Source organism: Caballeronia sp. SL1002, assembly GCF_057814995.1.
Map to the genome: position 1 here is coordinate 384,989 of NZ_JBYMUW010000002.1, position 20,131 is coordinate 405,119.

General features: G+C 63.0%; 19 protein-coding genes, 1 tRNA gene and 1 pseudogene. 11 read left to right on the top strand and 10 right to left on the bottom strand.

All coding sequences use genetic code 11. The annotated features are described in order from the left end of the window. Window positions 1-6 precede the first annotated feature (6 nt). Together AC3D25_RS04640 and AC3D25_RS04645 are read right to left on the bottom strand one after the other, a co-directional pair. Window positions 7-915 carry an alpha/beta hydrolase gene (locus AC3D25_RS04640; protein ID WP_488887296.1) on the bottom strand — a complete coding sequence of 303 codons (909 nt, stop codon included), beginning with the start codon at window positions 913-915 and terminating at the stop codon, window positions 7-9. A gap of 66 nt (window positions 916-981) precedes the next feature. Continuing rightward, window positions 982-1,686 carry a pseudouridine synthase gene (locus AC3D25_RS04645; protein ID WP_488887297.1) on the bottom strand — a complete coding sequence of 235 codons (705 nt, stop codon included), beginning with the start codon at window positions 1,684-1,686 and terminating at the stop codon, window positions 982-984. 503 nt (window positions 1,687-2,189) lie between these two features. Between AC3D25_RS04645 and AC3D25_RS04650 the strand changes: the two genes are divergently transcribed. Continuing rightward, a complete protein-coding gene (locus AC3D25_RS04650; protein ID WP_488887298.1) occupies window positions 2,190-2,594 on the top strand; it encodes a DUF3331 domain-containing protein in 405 nt (134 codons plus the stop codon). 107 nt (window positions 2,595-2,701) lie between these two features. On the opposite strand, the gene AC3D25_RS04655 is transcribed toward AC3D25_RS04650, so the two are convergent. The 3 genes from AC3D25_RS04655 to AC3D25_RS04665 all read right to left on the bottom strand — a co-directional run bounded on the left by AC3D25_RS04655 (window position 2,702) and on the right by AC3D25_RS04665 (window position 5,108). Then, a tRNA-Leu gene (locus tag AC3D25_RS04655) sits at window positions 2,702-2,786 on the bottom strand. Between the two features lie 150 nt (window positions 2,787-2,936). Further along, window positions 2,937-4,088 carry an ABC transporter substrate-binding protein gene (locus tag AC3D25_RS04660; protein WP_488889598.1) on the bottom strand — a complete coding sequence of 384 codons (1,152 nt, stop codon included), beginning with the start codon at window positions 4,086-4,088 and terminating at the stop codon, window positions 2,937-2,939. A 78-nt stretch (window positions 4,089-4,166) separates the two neighbouring features. Next, the gene (locus AC3D25_RS04665) at window positions 4,167-5,108 is read right to left on the bottom strand and encodes a CysB family HTH-type transcriptional regulator (protein WP_488887299.1); all 942 of its coding nucleotides are present in this window, start codon (window positions 5,106-5,108) and stop codon (window positions 4,167-4,169) included. Between the two features lie 216 nt (window positions 5,109-5,324). Here AC3D25_RS04665 and AC3D25_RS04670 point away from each other — a divergent pair, with 216 nt between their 5' ends. The 6 genes from AC3D25_RS04670 to cobA all read left to right on the top strand — a co-directional run bounded on the left by AC3D25_RS04670 (window position 5,325) and on the right by cobA (window position 11,473). Further along, on the top strand, window positions 5,325-7,004 hold the full coding sequence (locus tag AC3D25_RS04670) for a nitrite/sulfite reductase (RefSeq protein WP_488887300.1): 1,680 nt from the start codon (window positions 5,325-5,327) through the stop codon (window positions 7,002-7,004). A 28-nt stretch (window positions 7,005-7,032) separates the two neighbouring features. Then, complete coding sequence (locus AC3D25_RS04675) at window positions 7,033-7,566, top strand: DUF934 domain-containing protein (protein ID WP_488887301.1); 534 nt, start codon at window positions 7,033-7,035, stop codon at window positions 7,564-7,566. Continuing rightward, a complete protein-coding gene (locus tag AC3D25_RS04680) occupies window positions 7,563-8,294 on the top strand; it encodes a phosphoadenylyl-sulfate reductase (protein WP_488887302.1) in 732 nt (243 codons plus the stop codon). Before AC3D25_RS04675 ends, AC3D25_RS04680 begins: the two co-directional genes overlap by 4 nt. Window positions 8,295-8,398: 104 nt before the next feature. Beyond that, window positions 8,399-9,361, top strand: a complete 963-nt coding sequence (gene cysD / locus AC3D25_RS04685) for a sulfate adenylyltransferase subunit CysD (RefSeq protein ID WP_488887303.1) — start codon at window positions 8,399-8,401, stop codon at window positions 9,359-9,361. Window positions 9,362-9,385: 24 nt separating this feature from the next. Continuing rightward, window positions 9,386-10,699, top strand: coding sequence for a sulfate adenylyltransferase subunit 1 (locus AC3D25_RS04690; protein ID WP_488887304.1), 1,314 nt, complete (start codon window positions 9,386-9,388; stop codon window positions 10,697-10,699). A gap of 18 nt (window positions 10,700-10,717) precedes the next feature. After that, window positions 10,718-11,473, top strand: coding sequence for a uroporphyrinogen-III C-methyltransferase (cobA, locus tag AC3D25_RS04695; protein ID WP_488887305.1), 756 nt, complete (start codon window positions 10,718-10,720; stop codon window positions 11,471-11,473). A 91-nt stretch (window positions 11,474-11,564) separates the two neighbouring features. Here the strand turns inward: cobA and AC3D25_RS04700 are convergent, their stop codons facing one another. From AC3D25_RS04700 to lptF, 3 genes are read right to left on the bottom strand one after another with little or no spacing between them, the layout of a single operon-like run. Then, entirely contained in the window at window positions 11,565-11,930 is a 366-nt protein-coding gene (locus AC3D25_RS04700) for a sirohydrochlorin chelatase (RefSeq protein WP_488887306.1), read from the bottom strand. A 20-nt stretch (window positions 11,931-11,950) separates the two neighbouring features. Next, window positions 11,951-13,099 (bottom strand): LPS export ABC transporter permease LptG, encoded by a 1,149-nt coding sequence (gene lptG, locus AC3D25_RS04705; RefSeq protein WP_488887307.1) that lies wholly within the window; start codon window positions 13,097-13,099, stop codon window positions 11,951-11,953. 4 nt (window positions 13,100-13,103) lie between these two features. Next, window positions 13,104-14,201, bottom strand: a complete 1,098-nt coding sequence (lptF, locus tag AC3D25_RS04710) for an LPS export ABC transporter permease LptF (RefSeq protein WP_488887308.1) — start codon at window positions 14,199-14,201, stop codon at window positions 13,104-13,106. Window positions 14,202-14,414: 213 nt separating this feature from the next. On the opposite strand from lptF, the gene AC3D25_RS04715 reads away from it, so the two are divergent. The 3 genes and pseudogenes from AC3D25_RS04715 to AC3D25_RS04725 all read left to right on the top strand — a co-directional run. Then, window positions 14,415-15,926, top strand: coding sequence for a leucyl aminopeptidase (locus AC3D25_RS04715; protein WP_488887309.1), 1,512 nt, complete (start codon window positions 14,415-14,417; stop codon window positions 15,924-15,926). Window positions 15,927-15,957: 31 nt separating this feature from the next. Beyond that, the gene (locus tag AC3D25_RS04720; RefSeq protein WP_488887310.1) at window positions 15,958-16,386 is read left to right on the top strand and encodes a DNA polymerase III subunit chi; all 429 of its coding nucleotides are present in this window, start codon (window positions 15,958-15,960) and stop codon (window positions 16,384-16,386) included. A gap of 247 nt (window positions 16,387-16,633) precedes the next feature. Further along, window positions 16,634-16,858 (top strand): annotated as a pseudogene (locus AC3D25_RS04725) (DUF2486 family protein); the annotation flags it as partial. Between the two features lie 15 nt (window positions 16,859-16,873). Here AC3D25_RS04725 and AC3D25_RS04730 read toward each other — a convergent pair. Beyond that, entirely contained in the window at window positions 16,874-17,227 is a 354-nt protein-coding gene (locus AC3D25_RS04730; protein WP_488887311.1) for a c-type cytochrome, read from the bottom strand. A 116-nt stretch (window positions 17,228-17,343) separates the two neighbouring features. After that, window positions 17,344-19,017, bottom strand: a complete 1,674-nt coding sequence (gene ilvD / locus AC3D25_RS04735; protein WP_488887312.1) for a dihydroxy-acid dehydratase — start codon at window positions 19,015-19,017, stop codon at window positions 17,344-17,346. A gap of 106 nt (window positions 19,018-19,123) precedes the next feature. On the opposite strand from ilvD, the gene AC3D25_RS04740 reads away from it, so the two are divergent. Next, on the top strand, window positions 19,124-20,098 hold the full coding sequence (locus AC3D25_RS04740; RefSeq protein ID WP_488887313.1) for a LysR family transcriptional regulator: 975 nt from the start codon (window positions 19,124-19,126) through the stop codon (window positions 20,096-20,098). The last annotated feature ends 33 nt before the right edge of the window (window positions 20,099-20,131 follow it).

The window sequence follows — 20,131 nt, forward strand, 5'->3', positions numbered from 1 at the left end:
CAACGCTTATCCCTCGGTGCTTTCACCGATTTTACGCGCGGCTTTTTGAAGGCATTGCGCCTCGATGAACGCGGCGATATCGGCGAGTACGGTCGATTTCCCGCGCAGCGGCGCGGCGAGCGCCGACACGATCCGGATGTGGCCGAAACCGTCGTAATGCCTGACTTCCACGCGGTCGCCTCGGCGTCGCAGCGCGGCGGCGAGCCGGTCGGTATTGCCCGGATCGACGGTCGAATCGGCGGTGCCGGCGGCGAGGAACATCGGCGGTTCGTCGCCGCTCACGAAGTTGATCGGCTGGCTCGCGGGGCGGGTTGCGGCGGGAAATACGTCGAGCAGCGTGCGGTCTCGGATCGGCAGGAAATCGTAGGGACCGGCGAGTCCGATCATGCCCCGCAGTTCCGCCTTCGACATCGATTCGGCCGCCAGATAGCGCGGATCGGTCGCGAGTAGCGCGGCCAGATGCGCGCCCGCCGAATGTCCCATCACGAAAAGCTGTCCGGGATCGCCGCCGTATTGGGCCGCGTGGTCGCGCGTCCAGCGCACGGCGGCGGCGGCGTCGTCGACGAAACCCGGAAACGCCGTTTGCGGATACGTGCGGTAATCCGGCAACACGGCGACGAAGCCGCGCGACGTGAGCGCCTCGGCGACGAACAGATAATTGGCGCGCTCGCCGTGCTGCCAGCTTCCGCCATAGAAAAACACGACGACCGGGCGCGGCGTTGTTTCCACCACGGCGGGCGCGTAGACATCGAGTTGCTGGCGCGGATCGCCGCCGTAGGCGAGATTCGCGGTGCGGCGATATCCGCTCGACGGGATTGTGGCGTTCAGCAGCCTGACCGGGCTGCACGCGGCGAGCGCGGCGGAGATCGTGGCGAGTCCGAGAAGGAAGGTGCGTCGGTGGGTTTTTGCGGGCATTCGGTGTGCACAGGCGTTCGATAAGACTATCTACGCTTCGCGCAGACTATCGGATGCGTTCTAGCTTCAGCCTTTCAAGGCGGTGAGATCGGCTTCGTCGAGCCAGCACCATGTGCCGGGCGCCAGCGTCGGCGGCAAACCGAACGCGCCGATCCGCTCGCGATGCAGCCCTTCCACGCGATTGCCCGCCGCCGCGACCATCCGCTTGACCTGATGATATTTGCCTTCGCGAACGGTGAGTTCCAGGAGCCGCTCGTCGCGCTGCACGGCGCTGGCCGCGGCGATCGGCTTTGTCTCGCCATGCAGCAACACGCCGTCGCGGAGCGCGGCGAGCTGTGTGTCGTCGATCGCATGGCGCGTCGTCACGAGATACACCTTCGGCACGTGACGCTTCGGCGACGTGTACGCGTGGACGAACGCGCCGTCGTCGGAGAGGAGCAGCAGGCCGGTCGTGTCCTGATCGAGCCGCCCGACGCACTGCACGCCGCGCTCGGCGAACTGCGGCGGAAGCAGCGCGAACACGCTTAGATGATGCTGCGGCTCGCGCGAGCACTCGTAGCCGGCGGGCTTGTTTAGCGCCAGATACGCCTTCTCCCGATACCGCCACGAAGCGCCATCGACCTCGAAGTCGAACGCCGCCGATACGTCGAAATCCGCGTCGGGATCGGCGCAGACCGCGCTCGCCACGCTGACGCGGCCTTGCGTGATCAGCGAGCGGCACTGACGCCGCGTGCCGAAGCCTTGGGAAAAGAGAATGCGTTCAAGGTCCATCGAGTGTTTTAGGTCGTGTCAGTGGATTCGAGTCAGGCGCGCATTCTAAGCGAGGTTACCCGATGAGGCCGTCCACGGGTCCGGTTCCGCTTGATCCGCCAGCACAATCCGCCATCGGCGCAGCGTCCGTGGGATTAAGAATTTTTTATTCGCTCTCTGAAAAGTCTTGGCTTATTCTTGGACCGAAACGCGCGATTCATGCACGCTTCTACGTCGAGCGGTCATCGCATGCAAGCTCGCGGTTCGTGGTTGTACATCTCGCGCAATTCGCTACGTGTCACGTAGTCCTTAAAGCTGTTCGCCACACTCTGTTTGTTTCACTGCCATCACCCGCTCGTTTTGCGTAAAGCACGCCGAGGCACGCCGAAGTGTGTCTCAAAGGCGCAGCAGCCGATGCGCCGAAAACATCGCCGAATCCACCGAACACCGTGGCGGCGCGCCGTGGCGGCGAGCCGTGACGGCGAGCGTAGACACTTGCTGTATTCACCTTGCGGAGAGCGATCATGGACGACCTCGCGAAGAGGGATGCTTGGAAAGCGACCCTGAAGATGCTGTGTTCGGTCTCGGCGCCGGCGACTTCGCGCCACGCGCGGCCGGCGATGTTGCGTCGAGAACGCGAAACGATTTCGACAGCCGACGCGACGGCGGAAACGGTGGCGGTTGCGCCGCCGACCGTGAAAATACTGGAGCGGCGCACGCCGACGTCGGTGTCGATAGGCTGGTGCGATTCCACGTCGTGCCGATACGGCGACCAGATCTGGACGATGGGCATCGCCCGGCGGCCGGCGGTGTGCGCGCTGAGCGGCGCGCAGATTATGCGCGGCGACGCGGTGTATCGGCCGCGGCAGACGCGCGGGAACGTTCCGGTCAACGCGGATCAGCTCATTTTGGCGTCGGCGATGCCTTGACGGCGCGATACTCCTGACCGCCACAAAACAAAAAACCCGCGAAGCCTGATGCTCTCGCGGGTTTGTCGTTTTACTTCAATCTTTGCTTCGCCATCACGAAACGCTGCTGGTGCCCGGGGCCGGAATCGAACCGGCACGCCTTGCGGCGGGGGATTTTGAGTCCCCTGCGTCTACCAATTTCACCACCCGGGCAGCGCGATCTTCGTTCTGAGTCAACCTGGAACCCGCGCGCTTAAGAACCAGCACCGGCCAGGAAGTCAGCGATTATGTCGGAAAACTTCCGCGTGGGCAAGCATAAGGCGTTCAGCGCTTACTCGCCCGCGCGGCGCTCGGCAGCAAGGTTCACTGGCTCAAATACGTGAACGTGCTGTTTTTGATCACGCCCATCACGCTCGCGCGCTGATCCAGCCCGACGTGATCGGTTGCGCTCGTGTTGACCACGCCGTTCGGAACCACCAGCTCGTGCGCGTGCTCAAGTTCCGAGCGCAGCGCAACACGAAACGCCTTCGTGCCCGGCTTTCCGGCCTTGAGCGCACGCGCGACGGCGTCTTCCAGCCGCGGATAAACCCCCGCCGCGTCGCCTGCGAACTGCGTGACCGAGCCTTGTCCGTACTTCGCCTCGTAAGTGCCGACGAACGCGAGCGCCGCCTTCTTCGAAGGGTGATCGGCGGGCAACGTGCGCGCGACGACCACCGGCTGCGTCGGAAACAGCGTGCCTTCCACGTCCTTCCCGCCCAGCTTGATGAATTCGGGCGTCGCGATGCCGTGCGTCTGGTAAATCGCGCCCTTGTAACCGCGCTCGACCAGGGTGCGCTGCGGCAGCACGGTCGGCGTGCCCGCGCCGGCGATCAACACGGCGTCCGGCTTGGCCGACATTAGCTTGAGGATCTGGCCGGTCACGCTGGCATCGGTGCGGTTGAAGCGCTCGCTCGCCACGACCTTGATATGCCGGAGATCGGCGAATTTCGAGAACTCGTTGAACCAGCTATCGCCGTAACTATCGGCGAAACCGATGAAACCGACCGTTTTCACGCCGTGATTCGCCATGTAGCGCGTCATCACGTCGGCCATGGCGCGGTCCGTCTGCGCCATCTTGAACGCCCACACTTTCTTGCCTTCCTGCGGCTCGACCACGAGCGCCGAGCCGATCAGCGTGATCATCGGCGTTTCGTATTCCGATACCGGATCCAGCGCCGCGAGCGCCGCCGGCGTGATGTTCGGGCCGACGATCACATCCACGTGATCTTCCGTGATCAGCTTGCGGATATTGCGCACGGCCGCGCCCGGGTCGGAGCCGTCGTCGAGAATCAGATATTCCGCGTTCTGCCCGGCGATGGTTTTCGGCCACATCAGCATGGCGTTCTTGCTCGTGATCCCGATCGCCGCCGCCGGCCCCGTGCTGGACAGATCCACGCCCACCTTGAGTTGCGCTTGAGCGAGCGCGCTGGCCGCGCTCAGTGTGCAGCCCAAACCGAAAGCCGCGATCCGGCGCATGAACTCTGACGACATCATTACTAGGGTCTCCGTGTGGAAGGTGGAAAACGGGTTATCGGTGGGATGCTGCCAAACGCCTCAAAGTTCGTAGCTTTCGTGCTCGCCGGAGAGCGCCTGTTCGATCAGCCTGCGGTTCATCGAAGGTGCGAGCAGTTCCACGAGCGTGTACACGTAGCTGCGCAGATACGCGCCCTGCTTGAGCGCGAGCCGCGTGACGTTGGTGCCGAACAGATGGCCGACTGGCATCGCGCGCAAATGCTTGTCGCGCTCGGGATTGAAGGCGATATCGGCCATGATGCCGACGCCGAGTCCCAGTTCCACATAGGTCTTGATGACATCCGCGTCGATCGCTTCGAGCACGATGTCCGGCGTCAGATTGCGCAGCCCAAACGCCTGGTTGATCTTCGAGCGGCCGGCGAACGCGTTGTCGTAGGTGATGAGCGGGTACTGGACGATATCGTCGAGCGTCAGCAGCTTGCGTTCGAGCAGCGGATGATCCGGCAGCATGACCGCCAGATGCTGCCACTGAAAGCAGGGCAGCGAGACCAGTTCCTTATAGTTGGCGATCGCTTCGGTCGCGATGGCGATATCGGCCTGATCGTGGATCACCATTTCCGCCACTTGCGTCGGACTGCCCTGAAGAATGGACAGATGCACCTTCGGAAAGCGCTTTTTAAACTCCGCGATGGCGTTCGGCAGCGAGTAGCGCGCCTGCGTGTGCGTCGCGGCGATCACGAGGTTGCCCTGATCCTGCGCCGCGTAATCTTTACCGACGCGTTTCAGGCTTTCGACTTCCTGCAGAATTTTTTCGACCGATGCGAGAATAATCCGCCCCGGTTCCGTCAGCGAGCGGACGCGTTTGCCGTGGCGCGTGAAAATTTCGACGCCAAGTTCATCCTCAAGCTCGATGATGGCTTTTGAAACGCCCGGCTGTGAGGTAAACAGGGCCTTTGCGGCTTCCGTGAGGTTGAAATTCTGCCGCACGGCTTCGCGCACGAAGCGGAACTGGTGCAGATTCATTTATAACCCATCCGCATATCAAAGTAATTTTTCAGTCGTTTGCAATATATAGGAAGTTTATTACGATCACTGCACTTTTTCCAATATCGATATCTGTATTTGTCATTAGCAAATAAGCGTTCCGTCTGAACGACGGCGCGTGCAATGACTCAATCTGTATCGAGACGCGGCGTGGCTAGGACGCTGGCGTGAGACAAGAAAACTTGGGGTCCCCGAATGTACCAATACGATCAGATCGACCAGACCATCGTCGACGAACGCGTCGCCCAATATGGCGACCAGGTCCGCCGCCGGCTGTCGGGCGAGTTGAGCGAAGAAGAGTTTCGTCCGCTGCGCCTGCAAAACGGCCTGTACATGCAGCGCCACGCGTACATGCACCGCATCGCGATTCCCTACGGCAACCTGCGTAGCGACCAGATGCGCATGCTCGCGACCATCGCGCGCGAGCACGATCGCGGCTACGGCCACTTTTCGACGCGCACGAACATCCAGTTCAACTGGATCGAACTGGAAGAAACGCCGGAAATCCTGCGCAAGCTGGCGTCCGTGCAGATGCACGGCATCCAGACGTCGGGCAATTGCATCCGCAACATCACCGCGGATCAATTCGCGGGCGTCGCGCCCGACGAACACGTCGATCCGCGTCCGTGGGCCGAAATCATGCGTCAGTGGTCCACGTTCCATCCGGAATTCGCGTGGCTGCCGCGCAAGTTCAAGATCGCGGTAAATGGCTCGACCGAAGATCGCGCAGCGGTGCAGGTACACGATCTCGGCGTCTATCTGAAGAAGAATGAGGCGGGGGAAATCGTCGCGAGCATTCTTGCGGGCGGCGGCCTCGGGCGCACGCCAATCGTCGGCGCGGTCATCAAGGAAGACTTGCCGTGGCAGCACCTGCTGACGTATTGCGAAGCCGTGCTGCGCGTCTATAACCGCTACGGCCGCCGCGACAACATGTACAAGGCGCGGATCAAGATTCTGGTCAAGGCGCTCAGTCCGGCCAAGTTCGCGCAGCAGGTGGAAGAGGAATGGCTGCATCTGAAGGACGGTCCTTCGACACTCACAGAGGAAGAAGTGGCGCGGGTCACGCAGTATTTCGCGCCGCCGGCGTATGAAAAGCTGCCGGATACCGACGCGTCCTACGAGCAGAATCTGATCGACAGCAAGCCGTTTGCGCGCTGGATCGAGCGTAACGTGCGGCCGCACAAGGTGGCGGGCTACGCGTCGGTCACGCTGTCGCTGAAGCCGACCGGCATCGCGCCGGGCGACGCGACCGACGCGCAGATGGACGCGGTCGCCGATCTCGCCGACGAATACTCGTTCGGTGAAATCCGCGTGTCGCACGAGCAGAACCTGATTCTCGCGAACGTGAAGAAGCGCGACCTGTTCGCGGTGTGGGAACGCGCGAAGGCGTTGGGTTTCGCGACGTCGAATATCGGTCTGCTCACCGACATCATCGCGTGCCCGGGCGGCGATTTCTGCTCGCTCGCGAACGCGAAGTCGATCCCGATCGCGCAGGCCATTCAGGAGCGTTTCAGCGACCTCGACTACGTGTACGACCTGGGCGATCTCACGCTGAACATCTCGGGCTGCATCAACGCGTGCGGTCATCACCACATCGGCAATATCGGCGTGCTCGGCGTCGATAAGGACGGCTCGGAGTGGTATCAGGTGACGCTCGGCGGCGAGCAAAGCTCGGGCGCGACCGGCGCGCATCTCGGCCGCGTGATCGGCCCGTCGTTCTCGGCGGAAGAAATGCCGGACGTGGTGTCGCAAGTGATCGACACGTTCGTCGAGAATCGCGCGGACGGCGAGCGCTTTATCGAAACGTACAACCGGATCGGCATGGCACCGTTCAAGGAACGTGTGTATGCATCGCGCCAGCCGGCGCATGCCTGAACGCTTCGGTCAGAAAAGGATTTCGCAGATGGCTTTGATTATCAAGAACCGCGCGGTCGTGTCCGATGACTGGTCGGTCGTGCGTGCCGCCGAAGACGGCGCGCTGCCCGCAGTCGATGCGCTGCCCGCGAAGGCGCTCGTGCCGTTTTCGTTCTGGAAGGAACACAAGGACGCGCTGCTTGCCGCGCGCTCGAAAGACACGCTCGGCGTGTGGCTCGCTCCCGACGACGAACCGTCGGAGATCGCGCCCGATTTCGACAAACTCGCGCTGATCGCGGTCGATTTCCCGGTATTTCGCGATGGCCGCGGCTTCAGCATCGGCCGCTTGCTGCGCGAGCGTTATCAGTGGACCGGCGAACTGCGCGCGATCGGCGATGTATTGCGCGACCAGTTGCTGTTCCACGCGCGTTGCGGCTTCGACGCGTTCGCCGTGCGCGAGGACAAGGACATCAACGACGCGCTGAATGCCTTCCACGAATTCACCGAGGTCTACCAGGGCGCAACCGACAACCTCGAACCGCTGTTTCGCCGTCGCCAGACGGCTGACGGAGCACATGCATGACACCCGAACTGCAAGCCAAGGTTGAACGGCTCGACGCGTTGCTCGATTCGATCGCGCGACGCCATGAGAAGGTCAAGCTAGCCAGCAGCCTTGCCGCCGAAGACATGCTGCTCACGCATGCCATTCTTTCGCGCGGCGTGGGGATCGGTATCTTCTCGCTGAATACGGGTCGGTTGCATGCGGAAACGCTCGGCATGATCGACCGTGTGAAAGAGCGTTATGGCTACGACATCGAGCAGTTTTATCCGCAGCCGGAAGCGGTCGAAGCGTATGTCCGCGATCACGGTCTCAACGCGTTCTACGAAAGCGTCGATCTGCGTAAAAGCTGCTGCGGCATTCGCAAGGTCGAGCCGCTCAATCGCGCGCTGTCGGATGTGTCCGCGTGGGTCACGGGGCAGCGGCGCGAGCAGTCGGTCACGCGCGTGGAACTGCATGAGGAAGAGCACGACGCGCCGCGCGATATCGCCAAGTTCAATCCGCTCGCGGACTGGACCGAGACGGACGTGTGGGATTACCTGAAAGCGTTCGACGTGCCGGTGAATCCGCTGCACGCGCGTGGTTATCCGAGCATCGGCTGCGAACCGTGCACGCGCGCGGTTCGTCCAGGCGAGGACAGCCGCGCGGGACGCTGGTGGTGGGAGTCGCGCGACACGAAGGAATGCGGGTTGCACGTCACCAACATCACGAATATCAAGGTAGTCGAGGAAGCACCCAGCTCGGCCATCTGAACGGTCACGGCGCGCGAAGATACGCCGGCCAAACAAACCCCGTCATTGAAACGCAGCGCTTTCGCCACAAGCTGAGAGCAATGCCAAGAAAAGGATCGACGAACATGAGCACCACGCTCGACTCAACCGTCACCGCCCCGATCGCCAATAACGCGACGCGGATGGATCACCTCGACTGGCTCGAAGCCGAGTCCATTCACATCCTGCGTGAACTCGTCGCCGAATGCAGCAAGCCGGCGCTGCTGTTCTCGGGCGGCAAGGATTCGGTCGTCGTGCTGCATCTGGCGCTGAAGGCGTTCGGTCTCGGCGCGGGTCGCAAGACACAGTTGCCGTTTCCGCTGGTTCACATCGACACCGGTCATAACTTCGACGAAGTGATCGATTTCCGCGACCGCCGCGCCGCTGAAATCGGCGCTGAACTGATCGTCGGACACGTCGAGGATTCGATCAAGAAAGGCACCGTGCGCCTGCGCCGCGAAACGGATTCGCGCAATGCCGCGCAAGCGGTCACGCTGCTCGAAACTATCGAGGAATACGGCTACACGGCGCTGATCGGCGGTGCGCGTCGCGATGAAGAAAAGGCGCGTGCGAAGGAACGTATCTTCTCGTTCCGCGACGAATTCGGCCAGTGGGATCCGAAGGCGCAGCGTCCGGAACTGTGGAGCATCTATAACGCGCGTCTGCACAATGGCGAGCATCTGCGCGTCTTCCCGATTTCGAACTGGACCGAACTGGATATCTGGCAATACATCGGCCGCGAGAAGCTCGAATTGCCGTCGATCTATTACGCGCACGAACGCGAGATCGTGCGCCGTAACGGCCTGCTCGTGCCGGTCACGCCGCTCACGCCGGTGAAGGAAGGCGAGACGGCGGAAATGGCGCAAGTGCGCTTCCGTACCGTGGGCGACATTAGCTGCACGTGCCCGGTATCGAGCGACGCGGACGACGTGGAGAAGATCATCGCCGAGACGGCGGTGACGGAAATCACCGAGCGCGGCGCGACGCGGATGGACGATCAAGCCTCCGAAGCCGCGATGGAACAGCGCAAGAAGCAAGGTTATTTCTAAGCACACGCCAACAGGATATTTGACATGAGCATTCACCAGCCTGAAGACCTCGGCGTGCTGCGTTTCATCACGGCGGGCAGCGTCGACGACGGTAAGAGCACGTTGATCGGCCGCCTGCTGTACGACAGCAAGGCCGTTTTGTCGGACCAGTTGTCGGCCATCTCGCGCGCGAAGAATAAGCGCACCGTGGGCGACGAAATCGATTTGTCGCTGCTCACTGACGGCCTCGAAGCCGAGCGCGAGCAGGGCATCACCATCGACGTCGCGTACCGCTATTTCGCGACCGCCAAGCGCAAGTTCATCATCGCCGATACGCCGGGCCACGAGCAGTACACGCGCAACATGGTGACCGGCGCGTCGACGGCGCACGCGGCCATCATTCTGGTGGACGCAACGCGCATCACGTTCAAGGACGGCGTCGCGCAACTGTTGCCGCAAACCGTGCGTCACAGCGCGATCGTCAAGTTGCTCGGCCTGCAGCACGTGATCGTCGCGATCAACAAGATGGATCTGATCGAGTTCAGCGAGGCGCGCTTCAACGAGATTCGCGATGCGTATGTCGAACTCGCGCGTCGGTTGAATATCGCCGATGTGCGCTTCGTGCCGGTGTCGGCGCTCAAGGGCGACAACATCGTGACGGCGAGCGAGCGCATGCCGTGGTACGCGGGCGAACCGCTGCTCGATCTGCTCGAAGCACTGCCCGTCACGCAGCCGACCGAGCAGGCGCTGCGTTTTCCGGTGCAGTGGGTCGCGCGCCAGGACGGCAGCCAGGCCGACGATTTCCGCGGCTACATGGGCCGCGTGGAAGCGGGCGAAGTGCGCGTGGGCGATCTGATTACCGTGCTGCCGGCGAATCGCGATGCCACGGTCGCAGAAATCATCGCGCCGGTGCCGGGCGGCGTCGCGCAGGTGGATCGCGCGTTCGCGGGTCAGACGGTGACGATTCGTCTCTCGGAAGACGTCGATGTATCGCGTGGCGACACGTTCGTGCCGCGCGACCAGAAGGTCGAGCCGGCGAAGAAGCTCGAAGCGGACCTGTGCTGGTTCGACGAGGAACCGCTCTCGACGCAGCGCAAGTATTTGCTCAAGCAGACCACGAACACGGTGTTTGCGCGGATCGGCGCGATCAAGCAAGTGCTCGACGTGCATACGCTATTGCATGCGGTGGACCGCAACGATCTGGCGATGAACGATATCGGCCGCGTGTCGCTGACGCTGCAAAAGCCGCTCGTCGCGGACGAATACGACACGCATCAGGGCACCGGCGCGTTCGTGCTGATCGACGAGGCGACGCATCACACGGTCGCGGCGGGCATGATCCGCGCGGTGTCGGCGTAAAGCGAGAGGGTGAACGTTATGGGCAAGGTGTATCTGATCGGCGCGGGACCGGGCGCGGCGGACCTCATCACGGTGCGCGGCGCGCGGCTTCTCGGCACGGCGGACGTGGTGCTGCACGATGCGCTCATCGAGCCGGCGATGCTCGACTACGCGCCCGACGCACGCAAGATCGCGGTCGGCAAGCGTTGCGGGCAGCGTTCGACGGCGCAGCATTTCATCAACAAGCAGATCGTCGATGCCGCGCGCGAACACGCGGTCGTCGTGCGTCTGAAGGGCGGCGATCCGATGCTGTTCGGCCGCGCCGATGAAGAAATGCGCGCGCTGGAAGCGGCGGGGATCGAGTACGAGGTGGTGCCGGGCATTACGGCGGCGCTTGCCAGCGCAGCCGCGCTCAAGCGCTCGCTGACCTTGCGCGGCGTCGCGCGCAGCGTCGCGCTCGCAACCCATAGCCGCGCGCCCGACAGCGACGAGATTCGCCAGCAGGCCAGCGCCGATTCGCTCGTCTTCTACATGGGCCGCGACAGCGCACCGGAGATCGCGCAACAGTTGATCGACGCGGGTCGTCCCGCTTCGACGCCGGTTGCGATCGTCGAGGCCTGCAGCACGCCGCGCGAACGCACGCTGACGCTCACGCTCGCCCGCATGGCGCGCGGCGAGGCGCAGGACTGGCTCGACGCATCGCAGCCGAGTTTGCTGATGATCGGCGAGGCGTTTGCGGAGCGCGTATCGACTGCAAAAGACGAAGCGATCCGGTATGGCCAGCATGCAGCCTGAATAAGCCGGCATACCGCGCAGGACCTGAGAGATCCGCAGAAAATGAAAAAAGCCCCGAATTCTCGGGGCTTTTTTCATTTTCCGCGCAGCTTCAAAGTTGCCGGAGGCAGTACGCGGCCACCGCATCAAGCACGCCTTCGTCTTCGCCGACCGCGGTCGCGCAATGAATGGCGAGCGCCGGATGGGACGCGCGGCAGGTGTCGAGCACCGCCGGTAAATCGCGTCGCACATGGCCGCCCTGGCCGAAGAAGACCGGCACGACGGTGACGGCATCGCAGCCGTCGGCGGCTTGCTGCGCGACGGCGGCGGGCAGGTCGGGCGTCATCAGTTCGAGGAAAGCGAGCGAAACCGGATCGCCACGCTCGGCGCGCAACTTCGCGGCGAGGCGCTCGAAAGGCTCGGCCCAGCGTGGATCGCGTGCGCCGTGACCGAACAGGATGATGCCGTGCTTGCTCATTGCTTTCTCCAAAGGCGCGGCTAATGCCGGTCCACCCACTTCAATCCGATCAGCCCGACGATCAGATACGCGAGCGCAGGTGCCGCCGCCGTGATTGGCGCGGGCCAGGTATTGAGCGTGCCGATGTGCGAAAAGAGCGTGTTGAACAGCTGGAAGCTCATGCCGATCATGATCCCGCCGAACACCTTCACGCCCACCACGCCGGCGCGCGTGTGCAGATACGCGAACGGCAGCGACAGCACGAGCATCACGAAAACCGCGAACGGGTACAGGATCTTGCGCCAGAACGCGATCTGGTAGCGCTGCGTATCCTGATGGTTCTCGGTCAGATGCTGGATGTACTTGAAAAGATTGAACATCGACATGCGGTCCGGCGACACCAGCAGCACCGACAAAATCTGCGGCGTCAGTTCGGAGCGCAGCGAGTATTCGGGCAGCGTCGTCTGGTTCGCGCGATACACGGGGTTGAGCGCGTCGCCGGGATTCACGGCTTGCGGCGCGGCATCGACGAGTTGCGTGTCGGTCACACCGGTCAGTTTCCAGTGGCCCGGCGGTTCGTACACGCCGCTCTTCGCGATCCGCACGTTGGAGAGCCGGAACTTCGAATCGAACTCGTAGATGCGCACATTGGCGATGGTTGTGTCCGGATTCAACTGTCCGACGTTCACGAAACGCGTAACCTGCTCGCCGTCCGTGCGCACATTCAGCGTGTCCTTCACCCAGACGCCGGATTCGAAGTTGCTCGACACCGCCGACCCCAACGCTTCGAGCCGCACGCGTTCGGACAATTGATCCGCATAAGGCCCGACCACTTCGCCGATCAGATACGTGACGATCACCATCGGCACGCCGATCTTGAGCAGCGAGCGCAACGCCTTGCCGGTCGACAGGCCGGACACGCGAAAGATGGTGAATTCGGACGCCGCCGCCATCTGCGCGAACACGTAGATCGCGCTGATGAGCGCCGCGACCGGAATGATTTCGTAGAAGCGCGAGGGCGTCTGCAGCGCGACGCGCAGCACCGCGAGGCCGAACTTGTAGTTGCCGTGCCCGACCGTGTTCAGCTCGTTGATCAGGTCGAAGAAGAAGAACAGGCCGGAAAACGCGAACAGGATGAAGATGAACGCGAGGTAGATCTGGCGCGCGAAATAACGTTCGTAAATACGCATGGCGTCAGGTTCCCTTCGACCGGGTGAACATCGAAAGCGTGAAGAGCGGTCGATTGCGCACGCGCAGCCAGAAGATGAACGCAACGAGCGCGCTCACGAGAATATGCAGTCCCACCAGGCCGACGCCGAACGACATCTTGCCCTGCTCGATCCACGACTGAACCACGTTCAGCAAGTTCGAATACGTGAGGTAGATCAAGACGGCCATCACGAGATTGATCGTGCGGCTGCGGCGCGGGTTCTGATACGACAGCGGAATGGCGAGCAGCATCAGGTTCACGGCGATCAGCGGCAAGCCGACGCGCCACGCAAATTCCGCGAGGTTGTCCTTGGTCGGATCGGCGAGCAGATCGGGCGTGTAGATGCCCGTCGTGGACGGCGTGTTGACCACTTGCTGGCTCTGAATCTTCACACCATAGCGCTCGAACTCCATGATGCGGAAATTCGGCTGGCCCGGTTCGCCGTCGTATCGGCGGCCGTTTTCCAGCACGATGAAGCGGTCGCCGCTCTTGTGCGTTTCGGTGTGGCCTGTCTTCGACACCACCACGTTCACCTTGCCGCCTTCCGTGCTCGTGACGAACACGTTCTCGACGTGACCCTGATCCGGCGACATCTTCTCGATGAAGAACACGCGGTGGCTTGCAGGCGATTCGCGGAACTGGCCCGGCGCGAGCAGCGACACTTCATCGCGCTGCTGAAAGCGCGCCTTGATGAGCTTGCTCTGCTGGTTCGACCACGGCCAGCCGACGAATGCGAAGAACATGATGAGGATGATGATCGGCGTGGAGAACACGGCGATCGGCTTGATGAGGCGCGTCTGGCTGACACCCGAGGCGAGCCACACGACCATTTCGGAGTCGCGATACCAGCGCGTGAGCACAAAGAGAATCGACACGAACAACGTCACGATCAGCATGACGGCGAGATAGCCGATCACGGTGAGCCCGATCAGCACGACCACGTCGCGCGGATCGACCTGGCCGGACGCCGCGAAGCCGACGATGCGGATCATCATCGTGGTGAGCATGATCGTGAGCAGCACCATGAATACGGCGCCGGCCGTATACGCGAGTTCGCGCTGTAGGGAGCGTTCGAAGATCATTGATTGATTTGGGTGGCCGGCGGCAAATCGCTTGACCCGGCGTTGATACGTTACGCCTCATAACAGACGCGAGCGGGTGGGCGTTTAACGTCCCGAGCGTTCCCGGTCGTTGCCGAATGTTCCCGATCGCCGCGCCTGTGACCGCCGCGGAAAAAATAGCGGATAATTGCGGCTTTCATCCTTCAGCCCAGATTTTATCCGAGGATAAGCGCGATGGACTTTAGCATAAAAGCCTGTGATTGGAGCAAAGGCGCAGCAAATGGTTTCCTGACAGGAAAGGCCGACGTGGTGGTGGTCGGCGTGTTCGAAGCGCAGACGCTGACAGGCGCCGCACGCGAGATGGATCTGGCGACCAAAGGGCTCGTCACACGCATCGTGAAAGCCGGCGACATGAACGGCAAGGCGGGCACGACGCTGTTCCTGCACGAGGTTTCGGGCATCGGTGCATCGCGTGTTTTGCTGGTCGGTCTCGGCAAGCAGGACGCGTTCAATCAGAAGGCTTACGGCGAAGCCGTGCGCGCGGCATGGCGCGCGCTCCTCGGCACGAAGATCGCGCAGGTCACGTTCACGCTCGCGCAATTGCCGGTTCCCGAGCGCACCGGCGATTGGGCGGTCCGCACCGCCATCCTCGCGCTGCGCGAGCTCACCTATCGCTTCACGCAGATGAAGAGCAAGCCGGACAACGGCGCGCGCGCATTGAAGAAGGTCGTGTTCAGCGTCGATACAGTGGACGAGAAGGCCGCGAAACTCGCGGCGAAACAAGCTGAGGCGCTGGCGAACGGCATGGACCTGACGCGCGATCTCGGCAACTTGCCGCCGAATGTCTGCACGCCCACGTATCTCGGCCATACCGCGAAGAAGCTCGGCAAGGAATGGAAGCTGAAGGTCGAAGTGCTCGGCCAGAAGCAGATCGAAGCGCTCAACATGGGTTCGTTCCTCGCGGTGGCGAAGGGTTCCATCGAGCCGCCGCAGTTCATCGTCATGCATTACCAGGGCGCGGGTGCCAAGAGCGCGCCGGTCGTGCTCGTCGGCAAGGGCATCACATTCGATTCGGGCGGCATCTCGATCAAGCCAGGCGAAGCGATGGACGAGATGAAGTACGACATGTGCGGCGCTGGCACGGTGTTCGGCACGCTGCGCGCGGTCGCCGAGATGGGCCTGAAACTGAACGTGATCGGTATCGTTCCGACTTGCGAGAACATGCCCGCGGGCAATGCGCTCAAGCCGGGCGACATCATCACGGCCATGTCGGGCACGACCATCGAAGTGCTCAATACCGACGCCGAAGGCCGTCTGATCCTGTGCGACGCGCTGACCTACGCGGAACGTTTCAAGCCCGCGGCGGTGGTCGATATCGCGACGCTCACCGGCGCGTGCATCGTCGCCCTCGGCTTTCACAACTCGGGTCTCTTCTCGAAGGACGACGCGCTCGCGGGCGAACTGCTCGACGCTTCGCGCGAGGCGTCGGACCCGGCGTGGCGCCTGCCGCTCGACGACGAGTATCAGGACCAGCTCAAGTCCAATTTCGCCGATGTCGCGAATATCGGCGGACGTCCGGCGGGCAGCGTGACGGCGGCGTGTTTCCTCGCGCGATTCGCGCAGAACTATCCGTGGGCGCATCTGGATATCGCGGGCACGGCGTGGAAGAGCGGTGCGGCGAAGGGTGCAACGGGACGTCCGGTGCCGTTGCTCGCGCAGTTCCTGATCGACCGCGCGGGCCAATGATCGTACGTAGCAGAGCAGCAGAGGCTAAGGCATGACGCGGATCGACTTCCATTCGAACGTCGGCGATTCGATCGCGTATGCCTGCCGCCTCGTGCGCAAGGCGTATTTGAGCGGCCAGCCGATCGTCGTGCTGGCCGAACCCGCGCGGCTCGCCGCCTTCGATACGCAGTTGTGGACCTTCTCGCCGCTCGATTTCGTGCCGCACTGCATGGCGTCGAGCGATCTGGCGAAGGACACGCCGGTCGTGCTCACCGCGAATCTAGACAACGCGCCGCACCATCACATCCTCGTGAATCTCGGCCTGACCGTGCCCGCGCAGTTCGCGCGTTTCGAGCGCCTGCTCGAAATCGTCGGCAATGACGAGCCGGAACTCGCGGCCGGGCGCGAGCGCTACCGCTTTTATCGCGACCGCGGCTACGCGCTCAACAATTACAAACAAGGCGACAAGCAAGGCGGCTGACCGTACAGAGCGCGTCGCGCGGCCCTTGGTAAGATCGGCCGCACACCATAACGAGACGGAGACCACCGTGTCCGATACGCCGCATTCCTTCGATACCTCGATACCCGTTCTCACCGATGTCGTCACGCCGGGCAAGCCCGCGCTGGCGCGCAGCATCGCGGAGGCCACGCAGGACTCGGTGCCGGTGCTGACCGACGTGATCGCGGAGGGCAAGGCGTTCGGCGCGTCGCCGGCGGGAACGAAGCACGAAGCCGATTTGATCGCCGAACGTCTGCGCGGTCGGTTTACGAGTTTCCTGACGGGCGACGGGCGCGAATTGATCGAAACGCGTTGCCGCGAAGCGCTTCAGGAACATTCGACCTGGCTTGTGCATCAAGTCACGCGTGAAGTCGCGCTCGCGCTCGAAACCGAGATGACCGAATGGGTGCGCGAAGCAGTGGAAGAGCAACTGGTGCGGCGCACGGCCGCCTGAGCAAACCGAGCGTGCTCATCTGAGCGAAAGGATCCAGTCGACCAGCGTCTCGGCCTGATCCGGCGAGACCTGGGTATTCGCGGGCATCGGCACGACGCCCCAGACATCGCCGCTGCCTTCCACGATCCGCCGCGCAAGCAGTCCGCGCGCGCCTTCGACGCCCTGATATTTCGCCGCGATGCTGCGGAACGGCGGTCCCAGCGAATCGCGCGACACCGAATGACAGCTCATGCAGTTCTTCGCCTGCGCGAGCGCGAGCCGGCTATCGGGCGCGGGACTCTGCGCGCGCGCCGCGTGACCCGTGACAAGTGCGGCGGCAAGTGCGGTGAGCAGCATGAAAGCGCGCGCGATTCGGTGGATCGAAGTCATCGGTATCGGGTCTCCGTCGATACTGGCTCGGCATCTGATCGCGGCATTATAAAGACAAGGGGCGCATGCTTCACGCATGCGCCCCTTTTTTATCGCCTGGCGGTTTCTGACGGCGATCAGCCCGTCACGGCGCCCTTGTTCGCGGGCAACGCGAGCGCGGCGTATTTCGCCAGCACGCCACGCGTGTAGCGCGGTGCGGGCTTGGTCCACGCGGCGCGGCGTTTTTCGATTTCCGCGTCGTCCACGTTCAGTTGCAGCGTCAGCGTGTGCGCGTCGATGGTGATCGAGTCGCCTTCCTTCACGAATGCGATCGTGCCGCCCACCGCCGCTTCCGGCGCAACGTGGCCGACCACCATGCCCCAGGTGCCGCCGGAGAAGCGGCCGTCGGTAATCAGGCCGACCGTTTCGCCCAGACCTTTGCCGATGATCGCCGAGGTCGGCGCGAGCATTTCCGGCATGCCGGGACCGCCCGTCGGGCCGAGATAGCGCAGCACGACGACGTCGCCGGCCTTGATCTCGTCGGCGAGAATCGCGGACATCGCGCTTTGCTCGTCCTCGAACACGCGAGCCGGACCGGTGATGACCGGATTCTTCAGCCCGGTGATTTTCGCGACCGCGCCGTCCGGGGCCAGATTGCCCTTCAGGATCGCGAGGTGGCCTTCGGCGTAGAGCGCCTGGTCGATCGGGTAAATCACCTTCTGATCCGCGCGCGGCTTGGCTTGCACGTCCTTCAGTTCTTCCGCGATCGTGCGTCCCGTGATGGTGATGCAGTCGCCATGCAACATGCCGGCGTCGAGCAGAAGGCGCAGCACTTGCGGAATGCCGCCGGCTTTATGCAGGTCGGTCGCGACGTACTGGCCCGACGGCTTCAGGTCGCAGATCACCGGCACTTTCTTGCGCATGCGCTCGAAATCGTCGATGGTCCATTCGACTTCTGCCGCGTGCGCGATTGCCAGATAGTGGAGCACGGCGTTGGTCGAGCCGCCGGTCGCCATGATCAGCGCAACCGCGTTTTCGATCGACTTCTTCGTGATGATGTCGCGCGGCTTCAGGTCCTTCTTGACCGCTTCAACGAGCACGCGCGCCGATTCGGCGGCGGAATCGACTTTTTCGTCGTCGGGATTCGCCATCGTCGACGAATACATCAGCGACATGCCGAGCGCCTCGAACGACGAGCTCATCGTGTTGGCCGTGTACATGCCGCCGCACGAGCCGGTGGACGGGCACGAATTCTTCTCGATGCCCTTGAAGTCTTCTTCCGACATGCGTCCGGCGGTGAACTCGCCGACCGCCTCGAACGACGACACGATGGTCAGATCCTTGCCCTTCCAGTTGCCCGGACGGATCGTGCCGCCGTACACGTAAATCGACGGCACGTTCATGCGCGCCATGCCGATCATGCCGCCCGGCATGTTCTTGTCGCAACCGCCGATCACGACCGCGCCGTCCATCCACTGGCCCTGCACGGCGGTTTCGATGCAATCCGCGATCACTTCGCGCGACACGAGCGAGTACTTCATGCCTTCGGTGCCCATCGACATGCCGTCGGAAATGGTGGGCGTGCCGAAGACCTGCGCGTTCGCGTCGGATTGCTTGATGGAGGCGATGGCGGCGTCGGTGAGGCGTTGCAGACCGGCGTTGCACGGCGTGATGGTGGAGTGGCCGTTAGCCACGCCGATCATCGGCTTGTCGAAGTCTTCTTCCTTGTAGCCAAGGGCGTAATACATCGAGCGGTTCGGCGAGCGCGCGACGCCCTGCGTGATGTTTTTCGAGCGGCGATTGAAGGCCATGTGGGGCTCCTTGTGGGATTTTTTCGTCTAGTGGCGCAAGAATGCAGCTTCGTGTAGCGCGTGTCCAATATATTATTCAGGCTGTATTAAGTCGTGGAAGATATCAATGGAGCCTCGCAATCCCCCGATCGAACTGCGCCTTTTGCGCTATTTCGTGACCGTCGCCGAGGAAATGCACTTCGGGCGCGCCGCCGCGCGGCTCGCGATGACGCAGCCGCCGCTTTCGCAGGCGATCCGCGCGCTCGAAGACGCGCTCGGCGTCGCGCTGTTCGTGCGTACCAAGCGTTCCGTGGAGTTGTCGCCGGTGGGCAAGGACTTGCTGCCCGAAGTGCGGCGGTTGCTGGCCGCCGCCGAGGGTTTGCGGCCGCTCGCGCAGTCGCTCGCGCGCGGCGAGGCGGGCGTGCTGTCGCTCGCGTTCGTCTCCACCGCCGATTACGGCCTGCTGCCGCCGCTTCTGCGCGATTTCGGCGCGCGCTTTTCGGGCGTGCGGCTGCAACTCGCCGAGGCGACGAGCGACGTGCAGATCGACGAACTGATCGCCGGGCGGATCGACGCGGGGCTCGTGATTCCGCCGCTGCCGCCGCGCCACGCGGTCGCGCTGTCGTATCTGCCGATCGCGCGCGAGCCGCTCGTGATCGCGATGTCGAGCGAGACCGCCGAGCGAACCGGGCAGGGCGCGGCGGAGTGGGCCGAGACACCCGTGAGCCTTCACGATCTGGCCGATGCGCCGCTCGTCGTCTTCCCGCGCCGTCTCGCACCCGGTTTCTATGACATCATTATGGGTTGCTACGGCGCGGCGGGACTCACGCCGCACATCGGCCAGGAAGCGATCCAGATGCAGACGATCGTAAGCCTCGTGTCGGCCGGCATGGGCATCGCGCTTGTGCCGCAGTCGCTGCGGAACCTGCGGCGCACGGGCGTGGTGTATCGTCCGTTGCGCGAGACGAGTCCGGTGGTCGAAACCGGGCTCGTGTGGCGCGCGGCGGAGGTCAGCCCGGTGCTCGCGGGTTTTATCGAAATCGTCCGCGCGCATGCCGCGACCGTTCCCGCCGCGTTTGATTCGTCCGATTTGCCGCTTTGAAAATGTCGAACCGCTTGCTGAAACGCCTATTCA